General features: G+C 61.9%; 24 protein-coding genes and 1 pseudogene. 7 read left to right on the forward strand and 18 right to left on the reverse strand.

Features of this window, described 5'->3' with window-relative positions:
- Nucleotides 1-116: 116 nt before the first annotated feature.
- The gene (locus JHW44_RS19165) at nt 117-1,049 is read right to left on the reverse strand and encodes a LysR family transcriptional regulator (RefSeq protein ID WP_089344107.1); all 933 of its coding nucleotides are present in this window, start codon (nt 1,047-1,049) and stop codon (nt 117-119) included.
- Nucleotides 1,050-1,152: 103 nt separating this feature from the next.
- Here JHW44_RS19165 and JHW44_RS19170 point away from each other — a divergent pair, with 103 nt between their 5' ends.
- On the forward strand, nt 1,153-1,572 hold the full coding sequence (locus JHW44_RS19170; RefSeq protein WP_089344108.1) for a DoxX family protein: 420 nt from the start codon (nt 1,153-1,155) through the stop codon (nt 1,570-1,572).
- 15 nt (nt 1,573-1,587) lie between these two features.
- Nucleotides 1,588-2,373, forward strand: a complete 786-nt coding sequence (locus JHW44_RS19175; protein WP_089344109.1) for a VOC family protein — start codon at nt 1,588-1,590, stop codon at nt 2,371-2,373.
- Nucleotides 2,374-2,425: 52 nt separating this feature from the next.
- Here JHW44_RS19175 and JHW44_RS19180 read toward each other — a convergent pair whose 3' ends face one another.
- The 7 genes and pseudogenes from JHW44_RS19180 to JHW44_RS19210 all read right to left on the reverse strand — a co-directional run bounded on the left by JHW44_RS19180 (nt 2,426) and on the right by JHW44_RS19210 (nt 7,313).
- A complete protein-coding gene (locus JHW44_RS19180; RefSeq protein ID WP_245847025.1) occupies nt 2,426-3,529 on the reverse strand; it encodes an aromatic amino acid lyase in 1,104 nt (367 codons plus the stop codon).
- A gap of 40 nt (nt 3,530-3,569) precedes the next feature.
- Nucleotides 3,570-3,917, reverse strand: a pseudogene (locus JHW44_RS19185) (aromatic amino acid lyase); the annotation flags it as partial.
- Between the two features lie 46 nt (nt 3,918-3,963).
- Entirely contained in the window at nt 3,964-5,097 is a 1,134-nt protein-coding gene (locus JHW44_RS19190; RefSeq protein WP_272850372.1) for a YjiH family protein, read from the reverse strand.
- A complete protein-coding gene (locus tag JHW44_RS19195; RefSeq protein WP_218822558.1) occupies nt 5,085-5,267 on the reverse strand; it encodes a hypothetical protein in 183 nt (60 codons plus the stop codon). The genes JHW44_RS19190 and JHW44_RS19195 overlap by 13 nt, the downstream gene beginning before the upstream one ends.
- A gap of 86 nt (nt 5,268-5,353) precedes the next feature.
- Nucleotides 5,354-5,653, reverse strand: a complete 300-nt coding sequence (locus JHW44_RS19200; RefSeq protein WP_089344110.1) for a Dabb family protein — start codon at nt 5,651-5,653, stop codon at nt 5,354-5,356.
- Entirely contained in the window at nt 5,653-6,609 is a 957-nt protein-coding gene (locus JHW44_RS19205) for an arginase family protein (protein ID WP_089344111.1), read from the reverse strand. The genes JHW44_RS19200 and JHW44_RS19205 overlap by 1 nt, the downstream gene beginning before the upstream one ends.
- A gap of 14 nt (nt 6,610-6,623) precedes the next feature.
- On the reverse strand, nt 6,624-7,313 hold the full coding sequence (locus tag JHW44_RS19210) for an IclR family transcriptional regulator (RefSeq protein ID WP_089344112.1): 690 nt from the start codon (nt 7,311-7,313) through the stop codon (nt 6,624-6,626).
- A gap of 92 nt (nt 7,314-7,405) precedes the next feature.
- On the opposite strand from JHW44_RS19210, the gene JHW44_RS19215 reads away from it, so the two are divergent.
- A complete protein-coding gene (locus JHW44_RS19215; protein WP_089344113.1) occupies nt 7,406-8,716 on the forward strand; it encodes an amidohydrolase family protein in 1,311 nt (436 codons plus the stop codon).
- A gap of 3 nt (nt 8,717-8,719) precedes the next feature.
- A complete protein-coding gene (locus tag JHW44_RS19220; RefSeq protein WP_089344114.1) occupies nt 8,720-10,372 on the forward strand; it encodes a urocanate hydratase in 1,653 nt (550 codons plus the stop codon).
- A 73-nt stretch (nt 10,373-10,445) separates the two neighbouring features.
- Here JHW44_RS19220 and JHW44_RS19225 read toward each other — a convergent pair whose 3' ends face one another.
- From JHW44_RS19225 to JHW44_RS19270, 10 genes are all read right to left on the reverse strand, one after another.
- Nucleotides 10,446-11,315: an alpha/beta fold hydrolase gene (locus JHW44_RS19225; protein ID WP_179217695.1), complete on the reverse strand. Its 870-nt coding sequence runs from the start codon at nt 11,313-11,315 to the stop codon at nt 10,446-10,448.
- A 115-nt stretch (nt 11,316-11,430) separates the two neighbouring features.
- A complete protein-coding gene (locus JHW44_RS19230; protein ID WP_245847026.1) occupies nt 11,431-12,393 on the reverse strand; it encodes an isoaspartyl peptidase/L-asparaginase family protein in 963 nt (320 codons plus the stop codon).
- A gap of 21 nt (nt 12,394-12,414) precedes the next feature.
- A complete protein-coding gene (locus tag JHW44_RS19235) occupies nt 12,415-13,233 on the reverse strand; it encodes a M55 family metallopeptidase (protein ID WP_089344116.1) in 819 nt (272 codons plus the stop codon).
- A gap of 9 nt (nt 13,234-13,242) precedes the next feature.
- A complete protein-coding gene (locus tag JHW44_RS19240; RefSeq protein WP_089344117.1) occupies nt 13,243-14,127 on the reverse strand; it encodes an ABC transporter permease subunit in 885 nt (294 codons plus the stop codon).
- A complete protein-coding gene (gsiC, locus tag JHW44_RS19245) occupies nt 14,124-15,044 on the reverse strand; it encodes a glutathione ABC transporter permease GsiC (protein ID WP_089344118.1) in 921 nt (306 codons plus the stop codon). The genes JHW44_RS19240 and gsiC overlap by 4 nt, the downstream gene beginning before the upstream one ends.
- A gap of 112 nt (nt 15,045-15,156) precedes the next feature.
- Complete coding sequence (locus JHW44_RS19250; protein ID WP_089344119.1) at nt 15,157-16,683, reverse strand: glutathione ABC transporter substrate-binding protein; 1,527 nt, start codon at nt 16,681-16,683, stop codon at nt 15,157-15,159.
- A gap of 24 nt (nt 16,684-16,707) precedes the next feature.
- Nucleotides 16,708-18,588 carry an ABC transporter ATP-binding protein gene (locus tag JHW44_RS19255; protein WP_089344120.1) on the reverse strand — a complete coding sequence of 627 codons (1,881 nt, stop codon included), beginning with the start codon at nt 18,586-18,588 and terminating at the stop codon, nt 16,708-16,710.
- A complete protein-coding gene (locus JHW44_RS19260) occupies nt 18,585-19,460 on the reverse strand; it encodes a MurR/RpiR family transcriptional regulator (RefSeq protein ID WP_089344121.1) in 876 nt (291 codons plus the stop codon). Before JHW44_RS19260 ends, JHW44_RS19255 begins: the two co-directional genes overlap by 4 nt.
- Nucleotides 19,461-19,546: 86 nt before the next feature.
- Nucleotides 19,547-20,611 (reverse strand): DmpA family aminopeptidase, encoded by a 1,065-nt coding sequence (locus tag JHW44_RS19265; RefSeq protein ID WP_089344122.1) that lies wholly within the window; start codon nt 20,609-20,611, stop codon nt 19,547-19,549.
- 11 nt (nt 20,612-20,622) lie between these two features.
- On the reverse strand, nt 20,623-21,483 hold the full coding sequence (locus JHW44_RS19270) for a D-amino-acid transaminase (protein ID WP_089344123.1): 861 nt from the start codon (nt 21,481-21,483) through the stop codon (nt 20,623-20,625).
- A 127-nt stretch (nt 21,484-21,610) separates the two neighbouring features.
- On the opposite strand from JHW44_RS19270, the gene JHW44_RS19275 reads away from it, so the two are divergent.
- The 3 genes from JHW44_RS19275 (at nt 21,611) to JHW44_RS19285 (ending at nt 25,421) form a co-directional block, all read left to right on the forward strand.
- Nucleotides 21,611-22,573, forward strand: a complete 963-nt coding sequence (locus tag JHW44_RS19275; protein ID WP_089344124.1) for a LysR family transcriptional regulator — start codon at nt 21,611-21,613, stop codon at nt 22,571-22,573.
- Between the two features lie 218 nt (nt 22,574-22,791).
- Nucleotides 22,792-24,543: a hypothetical protein gene (locus JHW44_RS19280; RefSeq protein ID WP_089344125.1), complete on the forward strand. Its 1,752-nt coding sequence runs from the start codon at nt 22,792-22,794 to the stop codon at nt 24,541-24,543.
- Entirely contained in the window at nt 24,540-25,421 is an 882-nt protein-coding gene (locus JHW44_RS19285) for a transporter substrate-binding domain-containing protein (protein ID WP_089344126.1), read from the forward strand. Before JHW44_RS19280 ends, JHW44_RS19285 begins: the two co-directional genes overlap by 4 nt.
- Nucleotides 25,422-25,452 lie beyond the last annotated feature (31 nt).

Consider the following 25,452-nt stretch of genomic DNA (forward strand, 5'->3'; position numbering starts at 1 on the left):
CGCCCGCCGCACCGAACAGGCAATAACCGCGGCTTCTCCTGCCTGTCCAAGAGCCGAAAGCTTGCTGACAGGCAGGAACCGCCGCAGCCCATCGCCCGCGACGGTCATATCGCGGATCAGGACTTCTGAAACTCCAGATCGCGATCCCATGGTGGAGGCGATCCAAAGCGTGTGGCCATGAATTCGATAAAGGCCCGCACCTTTGCCGGCGCGCGTCGTGTTGCCGGATAGGCGGCGTAGACGCCGGGTATCTCTGCCGGCGGATGATCCAGCCGCAGAGCCACCAGACGCCCCGCACGAAGGTGTTCACCCAGCAGGAAACTGGGCTGATAGATCACCCCCTGCCCGGCCAGCGCCGCAGCGACCAGGATATCACCATTGCCGGCACGCAGCCTGCCCGATACCGGCACCGTGATCCTGCCATCCTTCCCGAACCGCCAGCGCCCCCGTTCCAGATGGCTGGACAGAGTATAGCTGAGACATTCATGTTCGCTCAACGCGGCCACTGTTCGTGGTATGCCACGGGCCGCCAGATAGGATGGCGCGGCCGCCACCAGCAACCGACAGGGTGCCAGCTTGCGCGCGACCGAGGTGTCATCCGGATTGTGCCCGATGCGCACCGCCACATCCCAGCCCTCGGCCACCATATCGACCTTGGCATCGCTGATACCCAGATCGATCGTCAGGCGTGGATAAAGATCTGCCAGTTCGGGCAGCAGCGGCGCAATCTCGCGAATGCCGAATGACACCGGGACGGTAACGCGCAGGACGCCCTCGACCTCGTCCCGCTCGGCGGCGGCGCTGGCATCGGCCCGGGCCAGATCGGCCAGCACCTTTTCCACGCTGTCCAGATAGCGGCGGCCTGCATCCGTCAGGGTAATCTGGCGCGTCGTGCGATGGACCAGCTTGACGCCCAGTCGGTCCTCCAGAGCATTGACATGTTTGGTCGCCATCGTCGGCGAAATGCCGACCACGCGCGCCGCGCCGGACAGGCTTCCACATCGCACCGCCTGCGCAAAGACCTCCATGCTTGTCAGCCTGTCCAGCATTTACCTAACACCTGTGGTTCAAGCTCTATGAATTATATCTTATATTATAAATTGGGGCCGTAAAATGCATATGGATCGGAACAACGAAACAGGAGTTCTTCCGATGACCGACCCCCGCACTGCCCCCTATGCTGCCCTGCTGCTGCGCGTCGCGCTTGGCGTGCTGTTCCTTGCCCATGCCGGATTGAAAGTCATGGTCTTCACACCCGCTGGCACCGCGAGCTTCTTTGAAAGTCTGGGCCTGCCCGGCGCGCTGGCTCATGTCACCATCCTGCTCGAGACATTCGGCGGCCTTGCCCTCATTGCAGGCGTCTACAGCCGCGTCGTCGCGCTGCTTCTGATCCCCGTGCTGCTGGGCGCGATTGCAACTGTTCATGGCGCGGCAGGGTTCTTCTTCAACAATGCTGGCGGCGGCTGGGAATATCCGGCCTTCTGGATCGTCGCCCTGCTGACCTCGGCGCTGCTGGGTGACGGCGCCCATGCGTTGCGCCCGACGCCGAATCTGCGCAAGGCAGGCCACTGAAGCGGAGGCGCCATCATGTCTCATGCCAATATCCGGGTCGGATCGGTCACACTGATCGTCAATGACCTGAAGGCCATGACAGCATTTTACCGCAAGGTGATCGGCCTTTCCGTCATCGAGATCACGCGCCGCAGCGTCCGGCTTGGCGTGGGACAGACGCTGCTTCTAGAACTGATCCACGATCCGCACGCTCCCCTTGCCGACCGGCACGGTGCCGGATTGTTCCATATTGCCTTTTTGCTGCCTGATCGCGCCAGCCTGGGACAATGGCTTCGCCATGCTGTCGAAAGCGACATTCCCCTGACCGGGGCAGCGGATCATCTGGTCAGCGAGGCGCTGTATCTTGCTGATCCGGAAGGCAATGGCATCGAAATCTATCGCGACCGGCCCCGGGAGGAATGGTCATGGCATGACGGTATGGTTCAGATGGCAAACCGCCGTCTTGACCTGCAGGAACTGGCAACATCCGGCAGCCCCCGACCATGGACGGGCCTGCCTGACGGCAGCAGCATCGGCCATGTTCACTTGCAGGTCGGAGATCTGCAGCACGCAGACGCCTTCTATCAGGGGACGTTGCAGCTGGACATTGTCAGCCGCCGACCCCAAGCCAGTTTTTATTCCAGCGGCGGCTATCATCACCATCTTGCCGTCAACACGTGGAACAGTGCCGGGGCGGGAATGCGCCCTGCCTTGACGACCGGGCTGGCCGTGGTGGAACTTCTGGTGGATGACAATGCCCTGCCTGTCCCGCAGACGCTGACTGACCCTTGGGGAACCATCATCCGGCTGCAAGGCGCATAAGAATGGCAGGGCCGCCGCGACAAGACTTCGCAGCGGCCACATCATGTCAGGCTCAGTTCACGAGCGCTGGTTGGAAGTTTTCCAGAACCTCGACACCCTGCGCCAGATCCTCGGTAAAGGCGCGGTCTTCATCGACGAAGGGCACCTTCTGTCGATAGGCATCATGCAGTTGCGAGGTCATCTCGCCCAACTGTGCAGGCGCACGCAGATCGGCAGCCTGCGCGGCATGCAGCAACTGCATCGAGGAAATGCGGTAGCCAAGCTCGATCATCTTTTCCAGATTCGCGACGGCCAGCGGCCCGTTGCTGGCCACATCCTCGATGCCCGCCGAGGTTCCCAACCCATCCAGAGACACCGGCAGCGACAATTGCCGCGCCTCGATTGCCAGCGCGCTCATGGGAACCTGCAAGGCTCCGAAGGCAAGGCCCTGATTGTCGTCAGCCGCCAGAAAACGTGACAGTTTGGTCAATGCCGGATTTTCATAGCGAATGGTCTGCATCACCATGGACCGGGTCATGCGTGCCAATGCAAGATTCAGGGCCTCGACCTTGTCGGCGACGGGCAGCAGATCGAAATTCGCGGTCGGATAAATCGCGCCGCCATCCGTGACCTGATATGATGCGACCTGCGAGGACTCTCCGTCATAGCTGTGCTCTGCCAGAACCGCCGGGTTGTCATCGCTGTGGTTGATCTGAATGGTCAGGGCATCCTGCAACGCGCTGTTGGCCTCGATGGCGGACCCCATCACATAGGCCATGGTCCGATAGGACAGCGGATCCTGCAAACCGCGCGTGTCCGAATTCTGCCACAGATAGCTGTCCTGCAAGGCCGCACGAATCTGCGTTGCTGCCTCGACCATACCGGGAAAAGGACGGATTTCGGTGGTTTCGGCCAGGAAGGGCGCGACATTGCCGTTAAAGCCTTCCAGCGCCAGTGCAAATACCACGATCTGGCGTTCCAGATAAAGCCCCGCATCATGCGACAGCAACGCCGCCTGCCCTGCGGTCAGCGCATTCGAACTGATGATCGACAGGAAGTCCTTGCCCACCGGACGCACCGGGGTCAGCCCGGCATCGGCCAGGGCCTCGGCTGCGGGCATGCGCTGGCCCTTGTAGTCGACCTGCCACTCTCCGATCATCGCCAAAGCCGGCCCCATGGGCGCGCAACTGGCTGAGGTTGAAGGCACGGGACAGATCCAGAAGCTGGTCGTCCAGAACGCGTTTGCCATCTTCGACCTTGAAGGCCGGGCGGTCCTTGTTCCAGCCGACGCCGACCGTCAGTCCGTAGACGGCAACCCCCTGCGCGGCGGCACCCATGACCAGATCGAAGCCTGCTTGCAGCCTTTCGCGGGCGTCATCGTCAATGGCGACCTCGGTCTGGGGATCGCGGGCTGCGGCCACCACCTGGTCGATGCTCAGCGACGCCCCGTCCAGCACCACGCGATCGGCAATGGCGGCACCGGCCATCAGGCCACCCATGGCCACGCCAGCGAACAGGCGCAAAAATTTCGTCGAACTCATCCGACTCTCCCTTTGTTGAAACATGCAGGCAAAAAGATCGACAGCCGCAACAGGGCGGCTGTCATGGAAATCACATCGCGATTGGCGCAAGATGCGCGGCCAGAACACCAAGAGGTATGCTGAGAAACACGCGGATGGCCCAGATCAGCACAAGATGCGGCACCCTGATCGGGATCTCGGTCGCAAGAATGCAGGGGATCGAGCCTGCGAAGAACAGGATCCCCGATACCGAAGTCACGCCGAACAGATAGCGTGACATCATCGGCGCGTCGGTCAGCATTCCGGTCGGGAAGAACATCTCGGCCAGGGCTGCGGCCATCGCCTTGGCGGTCACCATCGCCTCGGGCACCTGCAACAGCGACAGCAGCGGGTAAAAGATCAGCCCAAGCCAGTCGAAGACCGGCGTATAGGCGCTGAGCAGCAGGCCCAGCAGCCCCACCGACACACCCGTGGGCAGGATCACCGAGGTCATCTTGAGGCCATCCTTGACGTTTTCCCACAGCAGACGCAGGAAAGCGGGGTTTTCCTCGACACGCATCAAGGCCGCATCCACCGCCGATTTGAGATAGCCGTGACGGGCGACCGCGTCGTCCTGCGGGGTCTCGGTGCTGTCATCATACCAGGTGATCGGGGGAATTCTGGCGGTGATGGCGGTGACGGCAAAGGTCACGATCAGCGTTGACCAGAAATAGTAATTCCAGATCGGCAACAGCCCCAGCACCTTGGCCACCACCACCATGAAGGTAACCGAGATCGTCGAGAAGCCGGTGGCGATGATCACCGCCTGCCGGAAGGAATAGGATCTGGTCAGATACATCCGGTTGGTGATCAGCAGTCCGATGGAATAGCTGCCGACAAAGGATGCCACCGCGTCCACTGCCGAATAGCCGGGCGTGCGCCAGATCCGGCGCATCACGGGTTCCAGGAACACGCTGCAGAATTCGATCAGCCCGTAGCAGATCAGGAAGCTGAGCCCGACTGCACCGATCGGCACGATAAGCCCCAGGTTCATCACCAGCTTTTCAAACAGGAAGGGCATCATGCCGGGCGTGGTGATCACCGCAGGGGCGACACCGGCCAGATAGGCGACCGTGGCGACCAGCCCCAGAATCTTGAAGCCGGAAAAGACCATATCGCCCCAGGACCGGCGCCACGAGCCATCGACTACCGGGCTCAGCGCACCGTAGAGGATCAACACCAGCACAAAGGCGATTGCGGCCGGTCTTGCATGCTGCGCCACCGCATCGGCAGGATGGTCGATTTTCCGCCCAGGGGCAGCTCGACAAAAAAGATGACGATGCCGACAAGGCTCAGACTGATCATCTTGAGCAGGGCAATGCCCTTGCCGGGCCTTTTCTCTACTGCTTGTTCCATGAGTTCTCCCGTTTCCGGAATGCTGCTGCATCCGGATTGTTGGCTTGTTGTTGGTTTTCGTTTGGGTGTGCGTCAGCAGACGCGGGTTATTCGGTCAGCAGATAGTCCGCGATCTTGGCGTCAAAGATGTCCCGTGTCGCCTCCAGCACCGCCAGATGCGCGGGATGGGCGCTGTAACGGGCCAGACCTTCGGCATCATGGAATTTCCACAATGTCGCGTAATCCAGCGAATGAGGTTTGCGCGATGTGTCCCAGCCCAGTTCCGCCTCTACGACGCTGTCGATCTGGTCTGGCAATGCCGCGATCATCCGAACAGCCTTGTCGACGCGCGGATCATCGCGCGCGACGCCGTCTTTCAGATTGAACATGACGATATGTCGAAGCATCAGTTTTGTCCTTTGCCGTTCTGACGGCGCGACAAACTGGCGCCGATCACATTGCAGATCAGCCGCGTGATGGCGACCGACGTAATCCTGTGGTTGTCGAATTCCGGGTAATGTTCGGCAAAGCCGATGCCACGAAGATTGCAGCGGGATACAAGGTCGTGAATCATGTCCACGCCGTCATAGAATTGCAGCCCCCCGGGCAGCGGCACGCTGGTCCCCGGCATCACCGACGGGTCAAAGCCGTCACAATCGATGCTGATATAGACATTCGCGCCATCCGGGAAATGTGACAGTGCCGCCGCGACGCCATCACGGGCGACTTCCCGTGCGGTGATGATGGCATTTCCGGCGGCCAGCGTGTCTTCATGATCATTGCCATAGGCGCTGCCGATTCCGCGCGCGCCGACATGGACGATCTTGGCGAAATGCGGCATCTCGCGGATTCGGCGCATCGGGCTGGAATAGCCGAAGCGATGACCATTGACCTCATCGCGGTAATCCAGATGCGCGTCGATCTGCAGCAGATGGATGTCGGACCAGCCATCCAGCCCCGCGCAAATCGGGATCGGGGTCGAATCATCGCCCCCCAGCACGATGGGCACCGCCGATCTGGAGGCCACGCCGCGCACGGCATCCTCGATCACGTCAACATGACGCGAGGGATCATGCACCGGACCGATGCAATCGCCCAGATCGACCAGGCCGATATTGTCAGGGTCGAAGAATGGCCCCCCTAGATCGAAATCATAGCGCCCCGCAAATGCGTGATAGCGCGCCGAGGCTGATCTGATCGCATGCGGTGCCTGTGATGCGCCGGGCGCAATGCCCTGCACGGTATAGGGGTTGCCGAATGGCGCACCGATCACCGCGAATCCAGCGGGTTGCACATCCTGAATCTGTCCCGTCGGAGCGCCCAGAAAGCTTGGGCCGGGTTGCGCGGTGACATGGCTGTTCATCAGTTTTCCTCGCCTCAGATCTTGGCTTCGATTTTCGCGGCTTCGTCCCGCAGCAGGACGGCCATGTGGTCCACATCCTCATCGGTAATGCGAAAGGACGGGCCGGTGATATTGATGCCGCCCAGCACGGTGCCGTCCTGCGCATGGATCGGCACGGCCACCGCGGTGACATCGGGCTCAAGGGTCGTGCGCGAGCTGAGCACCTGCCCCTTCTCACAGCTTCCGGTCAGCACCGAGCCAATGACTGTCCCGGCGACAGGCACCCGCTCGCCAACCCATCTGACATGGCGGATCGCCTGCGGGCTGTCGCATTGTTCCAGATAGACAACCTCGTCGGGGCTGGCCAATTGCGCGAAACAGACGGTTTCCTTGGTCACATCCCGCAGGTGCTGCAGATGCGGGCGGACCAGATCCCCCAGATTTGCGCATTGCGCCAGCGACAGGGCGATCCGCAGGATGCGGCCGCCCGGCGCGTAAAGGCCGTCTTCGCATTTGCGGATGTAATGTTCGCCTTCCAGAGTCTGGACCAGGCGGACCGTGGTGCTGGAGGGCAATTCCAGCGCCTCCGAGATTTCCTTCATCGACAGCCGCTGGCGCTGCGGCGTGAACAGCTCGATGATCGAAAAGGCGCGCAGGGCCGAGCGGACGCTGTCCTTGCCGCGCCTCTCTGCCGGCTTTGCGGTTGATGGCGATATCTTCGTCATTCTCGCTCCACTTGACTTCTTGCCTGCAATCTATACGACAGGTTTCAATTCTGCAATACGGAGTTTAACTCCGCTATACGGAGCTTTGAGCCATGCAAGAGCCTGTCGACCTGATCATTTCAAATGCAGGAGAACTGATAACCTGCGCGGGTCCGGTGACCGGAGTCGCCGGTGCAGCGCTGTCTGACCTGCCCGTCATTGCCAATGGCGCGGTCGCGATCCGGGACGGGAAAATTCTGGCCACCGGCACCACGGAACAGGTTCTGGCGCAATATCATCCCGGGCAATTGGTCGATGCCCAAGGGGCGCTGGTCTCGCCGGCGCTGGTCGATCCGCATACGCATCTGGTCCATATGGGCAGCCGAGAGGCCGAGCTTGATGCCCGCGCCACCGGCAACAGCCCTGGCAAGGGCATTTCGACAGGCGGAATCCGCACCACCATCCAGCAGACCTGCGCAGCCAGCGATCAGGAATTGACGCAGCGCGCGCTGGGGGCCCTGGACCAGATGCTGCTGAACGGAACTGCCACTGTCGAGGCCAAGACCGGTTACGGCGCCGACATGTCACAAGAATTGCGTCTTCTTGGATTGACCCGCGCGCTGGACAAGCGACACCCTGTCAAGGTCATCCCGACCTTTCTGGGCGCGCATATTCCGCCCGCCGACGAGCGCGAAGCCTTCGTGCAATCCGTCATAGACGCGCTGCCAGCCGCTGCGAAACTGTCGGAATTCTGTGATATTGCCTGTGACTCGGTCTGTTTCACCTTCGAAGAGAGCGACCGCATCGCCGAGGTCGCCACGCGGCTTGGCATGAGGCTGCGGGTCCATGCCAATCAGGCCTCGCCCTGGCGCGGACTGGAGCTTGCCGCCAAATGGAAAGCCGCCAGCGCCGATCATGGCGACTACGCAACGCCGGACGAACTGCACGCCATGGCCCGCGCCGGGGTCACGCTGATCCTGCTGCCGGGGGCCAATTTCCACATGCTCGAGGCCACTTCGGGGCTGGAAGGTGACAATATTCTGCCCGCCCCCAAGCCGCATCTGCCGCAAACGGCCGCGCGGCTGATGCAATCGGATTGCGTGCCCTCGGTGGGGACGAATTTCAATCCGGGCTCATCCCCCTGCCTCTCCATGCAGATGATGATGCAATTGTTGCCCCGGATGTTCCGGATCGGCTTTGCGGCCTCGTGGTATATGGCCACGCTGAATGCCGCCGCCTCGCTTGGACGAGCCGACCGGATCGGCAGCCTTGAGCCGGGCAAGGAGGCCAATCTGGTGATCTGGGATGTCGCCAGACATGGGCAGGTCATCAATCAGTTCGGCGGCAACCATGTCCGCGATGTCTGGATCGGCGGGCGACAGGTGGTCGCGCGGTGCAATCTTGTCAATCATACAGCAGGGTAAGTCATGACAGATCAAATCAAACCTATCGTTGCCGCCCGCGGGCTGGATCTGCGCTGCAAGGGATGGCGTCAGGAAGCCATTCTGCGCATGCTGGAAAACAATATCGAGAATGCCGAGCGCCCCGAAGATCTGCTGATCTATATGTCGCGGGCAAAGGCAGCGCGCGACTGGCAGGCCTATGACCGTATCTGCAAGGCGCTGAAGGTCATGGAGACTGATCAGACCCTGGTCATGCAATCGGGCAAGCCGGTTGGCCTGTTTCCCACACAGGATTGCACGCCCATCGTCATCATGGCCAATGGGAATCTGGTCGGTCGCTGGACCGAGGTCGGCAAGCGGCGCGTGCTGGAAAACAAGGGACTGACGATCTTTCCCGGGATGACGGCCGCAGCCTGGCAATACATCGGCAGCCAGGGAATTCTTCAGGGCACCTATGAAACCTTCAAGACCGTAGGCCGCGACCATTTCGGGGGTGACCTGTCCGGACGCTGGATCATCACCTCGGGCTGTGGCGGCATGGGCGGGGCGCAGGCTCTGGCCGGCAAGCTGGCGGGTGCCGTGACCCTGGTCATCGATGTCAGCCGTCAGGCGCTGGAGCGGCGACTGAACAGCGGCTATCTGGACCTGATCCTTGACGATCTCGACACGGCCCTGCAGGTCTGCGCCCAAAAGCGCGCCGAAGGCAGCGGCGCGGCGATCGGACTTTGCGCCAATGCCGCCACCATCCTTACCACGCTGATCGAGCGCGACATCACCCCCGATGTGATCACCGACCAGACCGAGCCGGACGCCTATCGCGGATATGTCCCCGAAGGGATGAGCGTGCAGGAATGTCAGCGCGCCCGTGAAGAGGCCCCCGAGGCACTGGCCGAGGCCGCGAACCGCACGATGCTGAAGCATTTCCGCGCCATGCTGACCCTGCGCGATCGCGGTGCCATCTGCTTCGAATACGGCAACAATTTCCGCAGTGTCGTTTCCCAGTTGGGAGAGGATCGCGCCTTCGAGATCGACTCATTCGTCAAGGCCTATATCCGCCCACTCTTCTGTCAGGGCATCGGACCGTTCCGCTGGATCGCGGCCTCCGGCGATCCGAAAGACATCGACCTGATCGACGATCTGATCCTTGAAAATTTCGACCCGGAGTCACCAATCGCGCAATGGATCGCCGTGGCGCGTGAAAATGTCCAGCATACCGGTCTGCCCGCGCGGATCGGCTGGCTGGGCTTTGGCGAGCGCGCCAAACTGGCCACATTGGTCAATGAGGCGGTGGCTGATGGCCGGATTTCCGGACCGGTCTGTTTCACCCGCGACCACCTCGATTCCGGTTCGGCGGCATTGCCGTTTCGGGAAACCGACGGCATGCAGGACGGATCGGACGCGGTGGCCGACTGGCCGTTGCTGAATGCGCTGCTCAATGCCAGTGCCGGTGCCGATCTGGTGGCAATCCACGAAATGGATGACTGGGCCAGATGTGCCGGTGTCACCCTGATTGCCGATGGCAGCGAAAGCGCCGCGAAGCGGATCCGGAATGTGCTGGATTGCGACCCCGGCATCGGCATCGCACGCCATGCCGATGCAGGCTATGACCGGGCGCTGGAGGCATTGATGTCCCCCGCCTATACCCGACGCATTACTCCGGCCAGCACGCTGGACTGACAAATCATTTGCGCCCTCGCGGTTCGCTGCGGGGGCGCGCCAGACCGGGCATTGGGCGAAAGCGACTTGTTTCCTAGTCGTTCAGGAACTCGGTGATATCTGATCCGACCTGCTCGGGAATTTCCCAGAACATGTTGTGCCCATGACCTTCATAGGTGATGCGCTTGGCGTCAGGCATGATGTCGTGCATATGCGCCTGACTTTCCGCGCCGAAGAACCCGTCCTGATCGCCCCAGAGGATCAATGTCGGTGCCTTGATCTGGCTGGCCATCTTCGACCAGTCGGTCAGGGTCAGGCCACGCAGAACGCCCATCCAGGTGGCTTCACTTGCAGCGGCGCTTTCCGCGCGCTCGCGGCCAAGAAAATCCTCGTCGACCGGGGTCGGATTCCAATACCAGTTCATCATGAACTCGCTTTCGGGATCAACCGGTCGCGTCATCGCCGGCACGTTCTCCCACAACCAGCTCGTTGCCTCCTCGGGCATATAGGCCGAGGTTGAAACCAGCACGAGTTCATCGACACGTTCGGGATAATAGGCCGCCAGCGTCGCAGCGGTCATCGAACCCAATGAGTGACCGACGACATCGGCTTTGTCCAATCCGATCTTGCCCATGAAATCGTTGACGTCATCCGCAAGCACATCCAGCCCATAGCAGCAGTCGGATGCCCCCGAGTTACCATGCCCGCGCAGATCCATGGCGACGAGGTGACGACCTCCAAGATAGGGGGCAAGCAAGGACCAGCTTCGCGAATTGTCGGTATAGCCGTGCAACAGCAACACGGGCTGTTCATCCGAATTTCCAATCTCGACATAGGCGACCTCAAGTCCGCTATCGAGCGTGACGGTCTGCTTTGCACCGACCCAACCCTCTTGCGACGGAATCCCCGCGTCCTGAGCCAGAACCGGTGACCCCAGGACCGCAAGAACCGCCGCTATCGACATCCCTGGCTGACAATGCATCTATACCTGCCCCTGAATTTATTGATTGATCAGCCAAACAGATGCGAAGGAACGATTCGACACAAGCCAATTCGCGCGATTCACCGCCCCCGCCGGATCATGCGTCGACAGTCCCCTGATCCTGACCGCCATAAATGCCGGTATGAATCTGCCCGTCCCGCCCGCACCAGGCGCGATACATGCCCGGACTGTTGAAGGGCAGCGTCAGGTTTCCGTGACGATCCACGGCCACCAGACCGCCCGAACCGCCGCGCCCGCCCAGTTCGGCGACGACATCTCCCGCAGCCTGTTTCAGCGACTGGCCGGCCCAACGCATCCGCGCGTCGATCTCATGTCCGGCTGCCCATCGGATGAAATATTCGCCATGCCCGGTGGCGGACATTGCCAGGGTCTCGTCATCGGCCCATGTGCCCGCACCGATCACCGGGCTGTCGCCGACCCGCCCCGGAAGCTTGGCGGTCATGCCCCCGGTCGAGGTCGCCGCGGCCAGATGGCCCCGGCTGTCACAGGCGACGGCACCGACCGTGCCATGCTTGCGGGCCGGATCGCCGTCATCGGGCAGGTTCAGGCGGCGACGTTCCAGCTCGGCCTCGGCAGCCGCACGACGGTTGTCGGTGCCGAACCAGGCGGCGGGCTTCATTTCCAGATCAGCGGTGGCACAAAACCGTGCCGCCCCATTGCCGGTCAGCAGGACATGTTCGCTTTTCTCCATCACCGCACGGGCCGCCAGAACCGGATGGCGAGGGCCGCAGATCCCGGCGATCGCCCCGCAGTCACGTGTCGCGCCATCCATGACGGCAGCGTCCATTTCATGCGTCAGGTCCGAGGTGAACACCGCGCCACGACCGGCATTGAACAGTGGATCATCCTCCAACGCCGTGACGCTGGCCGTCACCGCATCCAGTGCCGACGCACCCTGTTGCAGCAGATCAAGGCCCGCCTTCAGACAGGCATGCAGTGCCGCATGCAGCGCGGTCTCTTGTTCAGGCGTGATCTTGCTGGGCAGGATGGTGCCGGCTCCACCGTGAAGCGCAATGACGGGAATATGGGATTGGGGCAAGGTCAACCTCTGAAATCTGGGTTAGCGAACGGCGAAGCTCATCGCGGAAAGCGCCGTCATCCAACCGATGACTTCGGCCATCGTGGCGCAATCGAAGGCAACGGTCATCGGGTCGACGCGAATGGCGGGCGGCAGCACCTCGAACTGATCGGCCAGCACCGCGCGCGAGACGACGAATTCGGCACGAAACGGACCTTGCGGGACCGGGGGGGCCGCATAGTCACCGCGGCTGGCGGCAACCCGCGCGGATTCGCGCAGCAACGCGCGCGCACGAGCAACCGAAAGCTGGCGCGCCGCGCGTTCGCCAATCGCATGTTTCACGACGGCGAATTGCGCCTGGGGGAACAGCGACCGGTTTTCGCTTTGCGTGCGGTCATCGCCCGAGATCAGGCCGACCGGCACGCCAAGCTCGGCCGCATAGGCACCATAAATTGCCGGCTCGCCACTGGGGACGCCATTGATGCGGATCTCGTGAAAGGCAAAACCATTGGTGGTGTGTGACAGGACGCCACCACCACTGGCGCGCGAATGATGGCCGATCATGCAGAACAGATCAAAGCCCGCATCCAGCCCGCAGGCCATATTCATCGGCTTGGGCTTGCCCAGAACAAGATCCGCCGCCGGATGCAGCAGATCAGGCAGCAAATTGGTCATCGGCCCGTGAGAGTCATTGACCAGAATCTCCGCGGCTCCGCCCTCGAGCAGGCCTTCGACGACGGCATTGACCTCATGGGTCATCAGCACCCGCGCCTTTTCATATTCGGCATGGCCCGCCTGACATTGCGCCGGAGAGACCACGCCGGCGACGCCTTCGATATCGGCGGAAATGTAAACGCGCATCGTCACCTCCTATAGTGAGCGCAGCTTGGGATCCAGCGCGTCGCGCAACCCGTCGCCCAGCAGATTGAAGCCCAGGACCGTCAGGAAGATCGCAAGACCGGGAAACAGGGTCAGGTGATCGGCCACGCCCATATAGGTGCGTCCGTCGGCCAGCATGGCGCCCCATTCAGGCGAGGGAGGCTGCGCGCCCAGCCCGATGAAGGACAGTGCTGCCGCCGTCAGGATCGAGGTGCCGATCCGCATCGAAAAATAAACGATCACATTGGGCAGCGTGCCAGGCAGGATATGACGGATCATGATGACACGATCAGCCACGCCCACCGCGCGGGCCGCATCCACATAGACCGCCTGCTTCAGCTGCAGCGTCGTCCCCCGCGCCAGTCGCGCGAAGACCGGAACCGAGAAGATCGCCACCGCATAGATGACATTGGTGATCCCCGGCCCCAGAATGGCAATGACCGCAATGGCCAACAAGATTCCGGGGAAGGCCAGCAGCAGGTCGCTGATCCGCATCACCACACTGTCGACCCAGCCGCCATAGAAACCCGCGATGATGCCAAGGCCGACTCCGCCGATCGCGCCCAGTGTCACCGACAGGAAGCCGACCGCCAGCGAAATCCGCGCGCCCCAGATGATCCGGCTGAAGATGTCGCGTCCATAGGTATCGGTGCCCGCCCAATGCTGCGCACTGGGGCCTTGCAGGACATTGACGTAATCGGGCGCTGACGGGTCATAGGGCGCAATCCATGGCGCAAAGACCGCCGCCCCGATCAGCAGGATGAGGAATCCCAGCGCGACCAGCGCCACCTTCTGGCGCAGGAAGCGGCGCCAGAACTCGGCCAGAGGCTTGCGTGTCTTGCCGACCGTATCCGTGTTCGTGCTGAGCGTGCTCATTGGTAGCGGATCTCCGGATTGGCAAAAACATAAAGGATATCAACCAGCAAGTTGATAAAGATGAACTGAAGCGAGAACATCAGAACCAGCGCCTGAATCACCGGATAGTCGCGATAGCTGACGGAATCGACCAGCAGGCGTCCCACACCCGGCCAGGCGAACACGCTTTCGATGACGATCGAGCCGCCCAACAAGAAGCCGAACTGCAGGCCGACCATGGTGATGATAGGGATCAGCGCATTGCGCAGGGAATGACGCCAGATGACCGAGCGTTCCGGCACGCCCTTGGCGCGCGCCGTTCGGACGTAATCTTCGCGGGCAATTTCGATAAAGGCCGAACGGGTAAAGCGCGCCATTACAGCCGCCACCCCAAGACCAAGTGTGAATGAGGGCATGAGGAAATGCTGCCAGGTGCCATAGCCGCCCGTCGGCAACCAGCCCAGCCGTACCGAGAACAGGTTGATCAGCAACAGCCCCAGCCAGAAGGGCGGGAAGGAAATTCCCGACACCGCCAGGATCATGCCTCCGTAATCGGGCCATCGTCCGCGCTTCACCGCCGAGACCACCCCGATCAACAGTCCGATGGCGACCGACCAGATCATGGCGAACAGTGTCAGCCAGACCGTCGGCATCAGCCGCATGCCGATCTCTTCGACCACCGGGCGGCGGGTTTTCAGCGAGAGGCCGAAATCCCCATGAATGGTATTGTTCACATAGGTCAGGAATTGTTGCGGCAGAGGCTTGTCCAACCCCAGCGCACTGCGCACGGCGGCGACATCCTGCGCTGTCGCTTCGGGACCGGCCACCAGCCGCGCGGGATCACCGGGCAACATGTGCACAAAGGCAAAGACGGCGACCATCACCATCAGCACCACAGGGATCATGCCCAGCAATCGTTTGATCAGAAAGGATAGCATATGATTTTCTCAACCAGGCCGGATCTAACCCCGGGAAAGTTGCCCCGACCGGCCCGGACCGGACGGTGGCGCGCCAAGGGCGGGGACGGTGCTGGACCGTCCCCGCGATGGATCATTCGGTGAAGGCTGCATCTTCCAGCAGGAAGCCGCGGTCGGGCAGCATATGTACCCCGGTCACATCCGCCGTCTGCGCGGCAACCAGATCCGCAACCCCGAGGAAGATCCACGGAGCGCCATCCCAGGCCAGCTTCTGCGCGGTTTCATAGTATTTCGCGCGCTCGGTGGGATCGGCCGTGCCAATCGCGCCGGTAATGGCAGCGTCCAGTTCTTCATCGGCATAGTAAGCCACGTTGAACATCGAGGGCGGGGCGTTCTCGCCCAGCAGCAGGGGACGAATGCCCCAGTCGGCATCCCCGGTCGAAGAGGACCAGCCACCGTAATACATCTGGACTTCGGCATCCTCGGCGGATTCGATCGACCAGATGCGCTGAGCGGCAACACCTGCCTCCAGCGGAACGACATTCACATCGACATTGATCTGCGCCAACTGCTGCTGAAGGAACTGCATCGCACGCAGGGATTCCGTGTTGGAATTTGCCCAGATCTCGGTCTCGAAACCATCCGCATAGCCGGCCTCGGCCATCAGTTCGCGGGCACGCTCCAGATCGAATTCATATTCCCCCGCGGTCACGTGGAAAGACAGATCCTTCGGGATGATCGAATCCGCTGGCGAGCACAGGCCGCTGAAGACGATCTGGCAGAAGGCATCCTTGTCGACCGCATGGTTCAGCGCCTGCCGGACCTTCTGGTTGCCGAAGGGTTCCTTGTTGTTGTTCATGGCAACATAATATTCGACGATCGAGGGCGAGATATCGACCTTCAGATCGGGGTTCTTCTCGATCACCTGCATCAGCTCGGGCGGGAAGTTCGGCACGAACTGCGCCTCGCCGGTCTGCAGCATGGCCATCCGTGCCCCCGATTCGGGAACCGAGCGGATGACGACCCGATCGACCTTGGCCGGACCTTTCCAATAGTCATCATTGCGCGTGACAGTCAGCGTATCGGCCGCCCAGTTGTCAAAGACAAAGGCGCCGGTGCCGACCGGATGGCGGTTGATCTCATCGCCATATTTCTCAAGTGCCGCAGGAGAGATGATCATGGCCCCGGGATGGGCCAGCGATGCGATCATGGCACCGAAGGGCGCATCCAGCACCAGCCTGACCGTGAGATCATCGACGACCTCGACCATATTGATCATCGATACCAGGCTGCGGCGCGACAGGTTGTTGTCGGGATTGCGCAGGCGGTCCAGGTTGATCTTCACCGCTTCGGCGTTGAAATCGGTGCCGTCGTGGAACTTGACCCCTTCGCGCAGCTTGATGGTGAATTCCGTCGCGTCGGCATTGCTTTCATAGCTTTCGGCCAGAAGCGGGACCAGTTTCATGTCCTTGTCGAAGCCGAACAGCCCCTGATAGATCAGCCGCAGCGAGGTTTGCGACAGCGTGTCATTGACATTGGTCGGATCCAGTCCGGTCAGGTTGTTCTGGATCGCGACGGTCAGATCCTTGGCCGACGCGAGGCCGGGCACAAGCATTGCCACGCCAAGCGCGGACGAAAGCAGCAGGGATTTCAGAGTCATTTACCTCTCCTTGGTTTTATCTTGTCAGGCCGCCGCGAAACTGCCGATCGCATGTCGGGCCACGAAATGTCCGGGGGCGACCTGAACCAGCGGGGCGACTTCGGGCGGATCGTCCACGCGCCGCATGGCGCTGGGGATTTCTCCCTCGATCAGCGGGCGCTGGCGGTCACGGGCATCGGGCGATGCCACCGGCACCGCCGCCAGAAGGCGTCGCGTATAGGGATGCTGCGGGTTTTCAAAGATCTGCCGGCGCGGGCCGATTTCGACGATCTGCCCCAGATACATGACCGCGACCCGATGGCTGACCCGTTCGACCACCGCCATGTCATGGCTGATGAAGACATAGGACAGGCCGCGCTTGCGTTGCAGATCCATCAGCAGATTGATGACCTGCGCCTGGATCGACACATCCAGCGCGGCGACGGCCTCATCGGTGATCAGCACGTCTGGCTCTCCGGCCAGGGCACGCGCAATACAGATGCGCTGGCGCTGGCCGCCCGAGAATTCATAGGGATAACGCTGCGCATGTTCGGGGCGAAGCCCGACATCCCTGAGCAGTTCAGCGACCCGATCATCAATGCCACGCCCCGAGGCCAGACCATGGGTGATCAGCGGCTCGGCAATCGAGAAGCCCACCGTCAGGCGCGGGTCCAGAGAAGCGAAGGGATCCTGAAAGACATATTGGATCTTGCGGCGCACCGCCTTGCGTTCCTGAGCGGGCAGCCGAAAAATGTCCTTGCCATGATATTGCACCGAGCCCGATGTCGCCTCTTGCAACATCATCAAGGTGCGTCCGGTCGTCGACTTTCCGCAGCCGGATTCCCCCACCAGGGCCAGCGTCTCGCCCTTGCGCAGATCGAAGCTGACGTTTTCCACCGCATGCACCCGCCCCGACACGCGCGAGAACAGTCCGCGGCGGATGTCGAAACGCGTCACCAGATTGCGCGCCTCGAGAACCGGCGGACCCGGCTCGACCGTATTCTGCGAAGGATATTGGTCGAATCCCTCTGCCGTTCGATAGTCGCCCCCCTCGCGCAGTTGCGGGAAGGGACGCGGCAGATCCTGTCCGTTCAATTCGCCCAGCTTTGGCACTGCGGCCAGCAACGCGCGGGTATAGGGATGCTGTGGAGCCTCGAAGATCTGGCGAACATCACCCTCTTCGACCTTTTCGCCGTGACGCATCACCAGGACACGGTCGGCGACCTCGGCCACCACGCCCATGTCATGGGTGATGAACAGCACCGCCATGCCCATCTCTTCCTGCAACAGGCGGATCAGTTGCAGGATCTGTGCCTGAATGGTCACATCCAGCGCGGTTGTCGGCTCATCCGCGATCAGCAGGCGCGGCTTGCAGGACAGTGCCATGGCAATCATCACCCGCTGGCGCATGCCGCCCGACAGTTGGTGGGGATGACGGTCCAGAATCTTCGCGGCGTCGGGGATGCGGACCTTTTCCAGCATCCGCAATGCCTCCTCACGGGCCATGGCCGGGGTGCAATCCTGATGCAGCCGCACCGCCTCGGCGATCTGTTCACCGACGGTAAAGACCGGGTTCAGCGAGGTCATCGGCTCCTGAAAGATCATGGCGACATCATTGCCGCGGATTGCTTCCATCTCCTTGAGAGAAGTCGACGTCAGATCGCGCGCTGTTCCGTCGCGCCCGACCAGGCGGACCTCGCCGCTGGAAATGCGTCCGCCTCCGAATTCGATCAGGCGCATTACCGACAGCGAACTGACCGATTTCCCCGAGCCGGATTCTCCGACCACGGCCAGGGTCTCTCCGGCATGGATATGAAATGACAGATCCTTGACCGCCTGAAAGACGCCGTTCTCGCCCCGGAACTCGACGTTCAGCCCGCTGACGTTGATTGTGGGGACCGGGCCGTCCTGTGGTGCTGTCGTCATCGCGAATCCTCGGGAGGGGTCTGGGACGAATCCTCGTCCGTATAGAGATAGGGAAAGATCAGCCGCGTCATGGCCGTGGCCTCTGACGGGCTTTGATAACGGGCAGTGAACAGCGCCCCGACCAGTTCGAACAGGCCAAAGCCGGCCAGCGCCGAGCTGTTCAGAACCGGATGGGCGGCGGGCAGCAGGATCGTCTCGTCACATAGCGGGCAGATCGGCGATTGCGCCCTGTCGGTAATGCCAATGCAGGGCACGCCCGAGGCCCGCGCCAGGCGCAGGAATTCCACCGTGGCAATCGAATAGCGTGGCAGCGCCATTGCGATCAACAGGTCCCCCGGCCCCATCCGGCCAATGATCCGGGCCATCCGCTCGTGTCCGCCACTGCCATCCAGCAGGACCTGATTGCGCAGGAACCCCTCGGTCAGACCGCGCAGATAGGTCAGGCACAGCGCACTGCTGCCAAAGCCCAGCAAGCCGACCTGGCGGGCACCGGCCATCCGGTCGACCAGCGCATCGCATTGACCCGGCAGCAGTTGCGACAGCCCGTCCAGATTGTCATGCGCCGAGGCAAGCGCAGCTTCGGTCAGTTCGGCGCTGGAGGCCTGCTGCGCGCGGCTGACATTGTCGATGGGCCGCAGAAGATCCTGATAGCGACGGACCGCGATGGCGCGAAACTCGGCGTAGTTCTTCAGCCCCAGCTGCCGCACGAAACGTGTGATCGTGGCTGCCGATACCGCCGCGGCCTCGGCCAGGTCCTCGATGCCCATGGTCGCGACAAGGAACGGATTTGACAGGGCATATTCACCGACGCGCTGCTGGTTGGGCGTCAACTCTGCCCAATGCGCCTCGATAAGATCCCTCAGATCAGCCATCCGTCCCGTCGTCCCCTTGTGTTGCCCAAAACCTAGATGAGAATCCGCCGTGTTGTGAAATTATTTTTTCATCATAACGACTATTTTTACTTTTTATTTTCAAATTTCGCAGTTGATGCCTGTTTATCAGGCAGTTCGCGCAACCAATCGACAAGCAAGGGGCGCGTTGCACCGCCCCGGCCCTGAACTGCTGTCGCTGCCGTCATCGCGTTCAGAATGGCCTCTTCTGTGGCCTCGCAGGCGGCACGGAATGCCCGGTCAATCCGGTTGTCGGACATGCGTTCGATGGTCTGAACATCGGTTTCGGGTTGCTGCGGAATCCGGTTGCAGGTGGTGAAACCCAGAACGATGTCACCACTGCCATGCCCGTAATAGGCCCCCAACCGCGCGATCCCCGCACCTGCGCGACGGCAGATGCGCGACAACTGCCGTTGATCCACCGGCAGATCGGTGGCCAGGACCACGATGATCGAGCCTTTCTCCGCCTCGCGGGGCACCCGGGGGTCTGGCCTGCGTCCGTCCGGCAGGACCAGATCGCCGGCCTTGCCGAAATTCGATAGCACCAGCGCCCCCAGCATGTGTTTGCGCCCCTGCAGGGATACCCTGCGCGAGGCAGTGCCGATGCCACCCTTGAACCCAAAGGTGATCATCCCCCTGCCCGCACCGACCGAACCTTCGGCCACCTCGGATTGGGCGGCCTCGATGGCCTGCAATGCGTCGGCCTCGGTCACTGCCATGGCCTGAATGTCCGACAGCACGCCGTCATTGCATTCGCAGACGACCGGATTGACCGTCGAGGCCGAACGACCAATCGCCGGATTCTGCGCGATCGCATGGCGGATCAAAGCATTGGCACAGGTGCCGACCCCGAAGGTATTTGTCAGCAGGATCGGCGTTTCCAGACTGCCCAGTTCGGCAACCTGCACCAGCCCGGTGCTCTTGCCAAAGCCGTTGATCACCTCGACCGCGGCGGTCAGCTTGTTCTGGAACAGATCGCCGGGCTGGGGCACGATGGCCGTGACCCCGGTATTGACCTCTCCAGAGGATAGCGTGACATGGCCCACCTGCACGCCAGGCACATCGGTGATGGCATTGCGCGGTCCCGGCGGCATTGTCCCCGGCGTGATGGCAAAGTGACGTATTCTGGCCATGTCTGTCCTGTCTAGGTGACGCGTTCGCCGCGGCGCGCGGCATCAAGATACAAGTGCTGCAGGCGCCGGGTCACGGGCCCCGGCACGCCGTCGCCGATCCGGTCCTGTCCCACACGGACGACCGGTTGCACCAGGCTGGAGGCACTGGTCAGAAAGGCCTCGGCCACCCCTGAAATTTCTTCCAGCGCGATTTCCCGCTCCTCGACCCGCATGCCATGCGCGGTGGCCAGCGCCATGACCGACTGACGCGTGCAGCCGGGCAGGATCGCCGTCGAATTGGGGCGGGTGACAATCGTTCCGTCCTGCGTGACGATGAATGCGCTTGACGAGGCCCCTTCCGTCACGCATCCATCCTCGAACATCCAGACATCGTCGAAACCGTCCAGCCGGGCCTGCTGCTTGACGCGCACCTGACCCAGCAGCATCACCGTCTTGATATCGCGGCGATCCCAGCGCGGATCGGGATACAGCGCCACCTGCACGCCGTGTTCCTGCGCCGGGTTCTCGTCCAGCTTCTTGGGCTGCGTGAAGGCGAGAAAGCCAGGCTTCAAACCAGCCGAAGGCAGAAAGTTGCGCTCTTCGACGCCACGGGAGACCTGCATGTAGATGGTGCCATCCCTCATCGCATTGCGGCGCACCAGCTCGACCTGCATCTTGGCAATCTGGTCCAGCGGCATGGGCATGGCGATCTCGACTTCCGACAGCGAGCGTTGCAGCCGCGCCAGATGCAGATCATTGTCGATCATCCGACCATCCAGCATTGCCGTGACCTCGTAGATCGCGTCGCCCAGCAGCAAGCCACGATCCATGACGGGAACACGGGCCTCATGTTCCGCAACGAAGGTTCCATTCAAGAAAATCTGCCGCGCCATTGTCCATTCCTGTCAAGTTCCGCACAAGGTAAAAGCAGGCCGCACGCAAGGCCAATGCTGGATACGGCAAGGGTTATGCAAGATTTGCATAAGACTTCGGGCCGGAAATTCGAGACGGAGAAAACACTTGGAACTGAAATGGTTGGAAGATTTTGTCGCTCTGGCCTCGACCGGCAGTTTTTCCCGTGCCGCCGAAATCCGCAATGTCACCCAATCGGCCTTCAGTCGTCGCATCAAGCAACTGGAGACATGGCTGGGTGCGGATCTCGTCAGTCGCGCCACCTTGCCCGCCGAACTGACGCCCGAGGGAATATCCTTTCTGCCCGTGGCGCAAAGCGCCATCCGCACGATGCAGGAAGCCCGCGCCGCCACCCAGGCCGCCCGTCCGCAGGCGCGTCCGGTGCTGAACATTGCCGCCCTGCAGACGCTGACAGTCACCCGGTTGCCCCGATGGCTGGAACAGCTTGAGCAGCATCTGCCCACCGCACGCACGAGGCTGATCCCGGATCGCGGCGGCATCGAGGCCAATCTGGACGCTCTGGTCGATGGCGAAGCCGACCTGCTGCTGACCTATGCCCATCCCTATGTTCCCATGTTGCTGGACCCGCGCCAGTTCGACTGGATCACATTGGATCGCGATATCATCCTGCCGGTCATGGCACCGGAACCGGGTCGCAAAGGCTCCATGACCTGCGATGCGGTTCGCGCGGTCTTTGCCGGCACGGCACAGCAGGACATCCCCTATCTGGATTACGGCAACGCCTCTTTCTTTGGCACCGCGCTGCAACGGCTGTTTGCCCGTCGCGTCCTGCCGCGCAGGGTCATGCATGAGAATGCCATGTGCATCGGCTTGCGCGCGCTGGCACTGGAAGGGCGCGGGATCTGCTGGCTGCCCCAATCGCTGATCGCCAGCGATCTGACGGCCGGGCGACTGGTCACGGTGTCCTCCGACCCGCAATGGCAACTGGAGATCGACATCCGCCTGTATCGCTGTCGTGCGCCGCAGCACCAGACTGGCGTGACAGACCGGCTTTGGGACAGGCTGCAAGGTGCCGCCATCTCCGACAGCCCTGCGGGACGACGCGGCTGATCCGGCTGACGAATCGGCCAAAGCGTGTTACACTGTCAACTTCGTCAACGTTCAGTTGCGAGGGTCATGTTATGCGAGTTCTGGTGTTTTTCCTGGTCTCCCTCATCGGGGTCATGCTGACCACGGCCGACAGGTCGGTGGCCTTCAACCCCTGCAATCCGGAAGTCCGTACCTGCGAATAGATACCGGATCATGTTGCGGAGGCACCGTGTTCTGCCATGGAAGAATTCCCCGATACCTTCTGGCCATCGGGGTCAGAAGAAACCGGCGCATTTGCGTCCGTTGATATGTGGTTTGCCCTGTCATTCGTGATGGGGCTGGCGGTGCTGATGGTGTTCAGCTGGCGGCGGCTGTTCAACGAACGTGAATTCGACATCAACGAGACTTCGGACCGGCTGCTCAGCATCCTGCCCCCCGGGACGCTGCGCGGCACGATGATCCTGATGCGCGCCTATCTGATCTATATTCTCGTGGTGGGCACGGCCTATACCGTGCTGTCCTTCGGCGGTGCCTATGTGCTGCGCGTCGCCCAGAAACTGAAGATCGGCGAGGAGTCCGGCCTCAGCTTCCTGTCCTCCAACATGGCCTTTGACGATCCGGCCTGGCCATTGGCCGTCAGCCTGGCCTTTGTCGGGCTGGCCGACACGATCCCCAGGCTGAATGTCATCGAGCGCCACATCCGCAGGTTGGCCCATCGTTCGATCGGGATTCCACCGCTGATCCGCTCGCTGACGCGCACGGTGCTGCAGATCCGTCTTCAGCAGGACGGCGGCGCGCATAATCCGCGCGCGGCCGAGCATGGCGCATTCCTGCAGGCCCTGGCCGCATTGGGTATCGAGGGCCATCGTGACGAATTCGTGGAACGTCTTGACCGCATTGCCATCCTGTCGGACGAGGTGCTGGGCGATCAGGCCGTCTGGCCCTCGGCCGAGTTGCACTCGCGCTTCGGGCTGGCAATACGGCCCGTGAAGCAGGATATCGAAGCGCTGTTTTCCGATATTGACGGGCTGCTGCTGTTGCTGCGCGATGCCCAGTTGCAGGACGGGACGCCTCAGAACCCGGCCAAGCTGGCCCATCTGCGCCGCCAATGCCATCTGTCCATGCAGCGCGCCGAGATGATCGACCGCGACCTCAGCATGCTGATCGCGATCTTTGCCGAAAACGAACCGAACCTGCCTGATGATGTCAAACCGCTGCTGGGCCGTTTCGTGGATCGCATCTATGAACAGCGCAATGCCGGCGGGCGGGTTCTGGACCGGTTGCTGCTGATCCTGATGTTGATGCTGGTTCTTGTCTGGGCCGCGACATTCGCCGCCACGCTCTGGGGGCTGAACCCGGTGGTCGGCCCGCTCGGCAACAGCGGCACGGCGACCTATCTGACCTTGCTGATGCTGACGATCTATGCGCCCTCGGCCCTGATCGGCCTGTCATATCAACAGGCAAGACTGGATCGAAGGCAATGGCGGCCCGTGTTCGACGCAAAGGGCAAGATGCAATTCCCACCACCGGTCAGCCAGTATGGCGCGACCTTCCTGTGCGGCTATCTGCCGGTTTTCGTCCTGTTGCTGGTCTTCTACGCAATCTTCTTCCTGATGCTGTCCAATGACTTCGGCACGGCAAAGAGCCAGTTCCTGCTCTTCCTGCCGGTCTATCTGGTCTATGCCGTCATGGGTGGGCTTCAAAGCGTGTTCTCGGCCTTTGCGCAGGGCGAAATCCGCAAGAGCGCCCCCGAGTCAATCGCGCTGGCCGCACCAGTCGTGCACGCCGCGCTGGTAGTTGTCATTCTGACAGCCCTCTTCGAGGCCTACAGCCCACTGCTGGCCAATCGTGCCCATGGTGGGTCGGTCACATATTGGTTCCTGATCTTCCAGGCCAGCGCGGTCGCCTTTCTGGTCACATATCTGTCGCGCAGCGCCACGCCCGAACCTGCGCCACTGGAGAGAACCGCAAGCCGGGGGCAGATGCCATGATCCGGATCGCTCTGGCCTTCATCCTGATCGCTGCGGGGGCGATACCCCTGCAGGCGCAAGAGACCGTGCGGGTCGGGTTCCGTGCGGATGCGCCGCCCTTTTCCTTCCGCGTTGGCGCACAGACCGAATATCACGGATTCCTGGCCGAACTCTGCGTGGACATCATCGAGGATGCGGGCCTGGCGCTGGAACCCGTCGAGATCTCGGCGGAAAACAGGTTCGACATGCTGTCACGCGGCGGTGGCGCGGGCGGGATCGACCTGCTGTGCGACCCGACCTCGATCAACCTGGAGCGCATGTCGAACTATCTGCTGTCGCCCATCGTCTTTGCCACTGGCGCGGGCTATCTGCGCCATTCCCGTATCGGCAATGGCGAGGACAACCGAAACGAGGTTCTGGTCGGCTATCTGCGCGGCACCACTGCAAGCACGGCGGTCGATATCGCCCGCAATTCGGCACAGGTCATCAAGACCGTATCCGGCGGCACCATCCGCAATGTCGAGGTCGATGACCATATCGATGGCATCACCCGCATCTGCCAGGGCAAGCTGGATTTCTATTTCGGCGACATCGACATCCTGCGTGCGGTGCAGGCCAATCTGATGGCGACACAGGGTCTTGACTGTGGCCGGGTGCTGGGCAGCGATGGCCGGCTGTTTTCCTACGAGGCCTATGCGCTGGCCTCGAATGCCGGCCGACCCGATCTGGCGCTGCTGGTGCAGCGCGGCGTGTTCATGGCCTTTTCGGATGGCCGTGCGCGGGACAGCTATGCGCGCAATTTCGACCGTCGTGACATGGGGGCCGCGCTGAAGGCGGTCTTTGCCCTGAACGCCGTGCTGCCCTGTGGCGAGGTTCTGGATCATGACCCTTGCCACTGATCACGATGGGCGGGCCACGACCGGCCACGCC

This window comes from Paracoccus seriniphilus, assembly GCF_028553745.1.
Lineage (GTDB): Bacteria > Pseudomonadota > Alphaproteobacteria > Rhodobacterales > Rhodobacteraceae > Paracoccus > Paracoccus seriniphilus.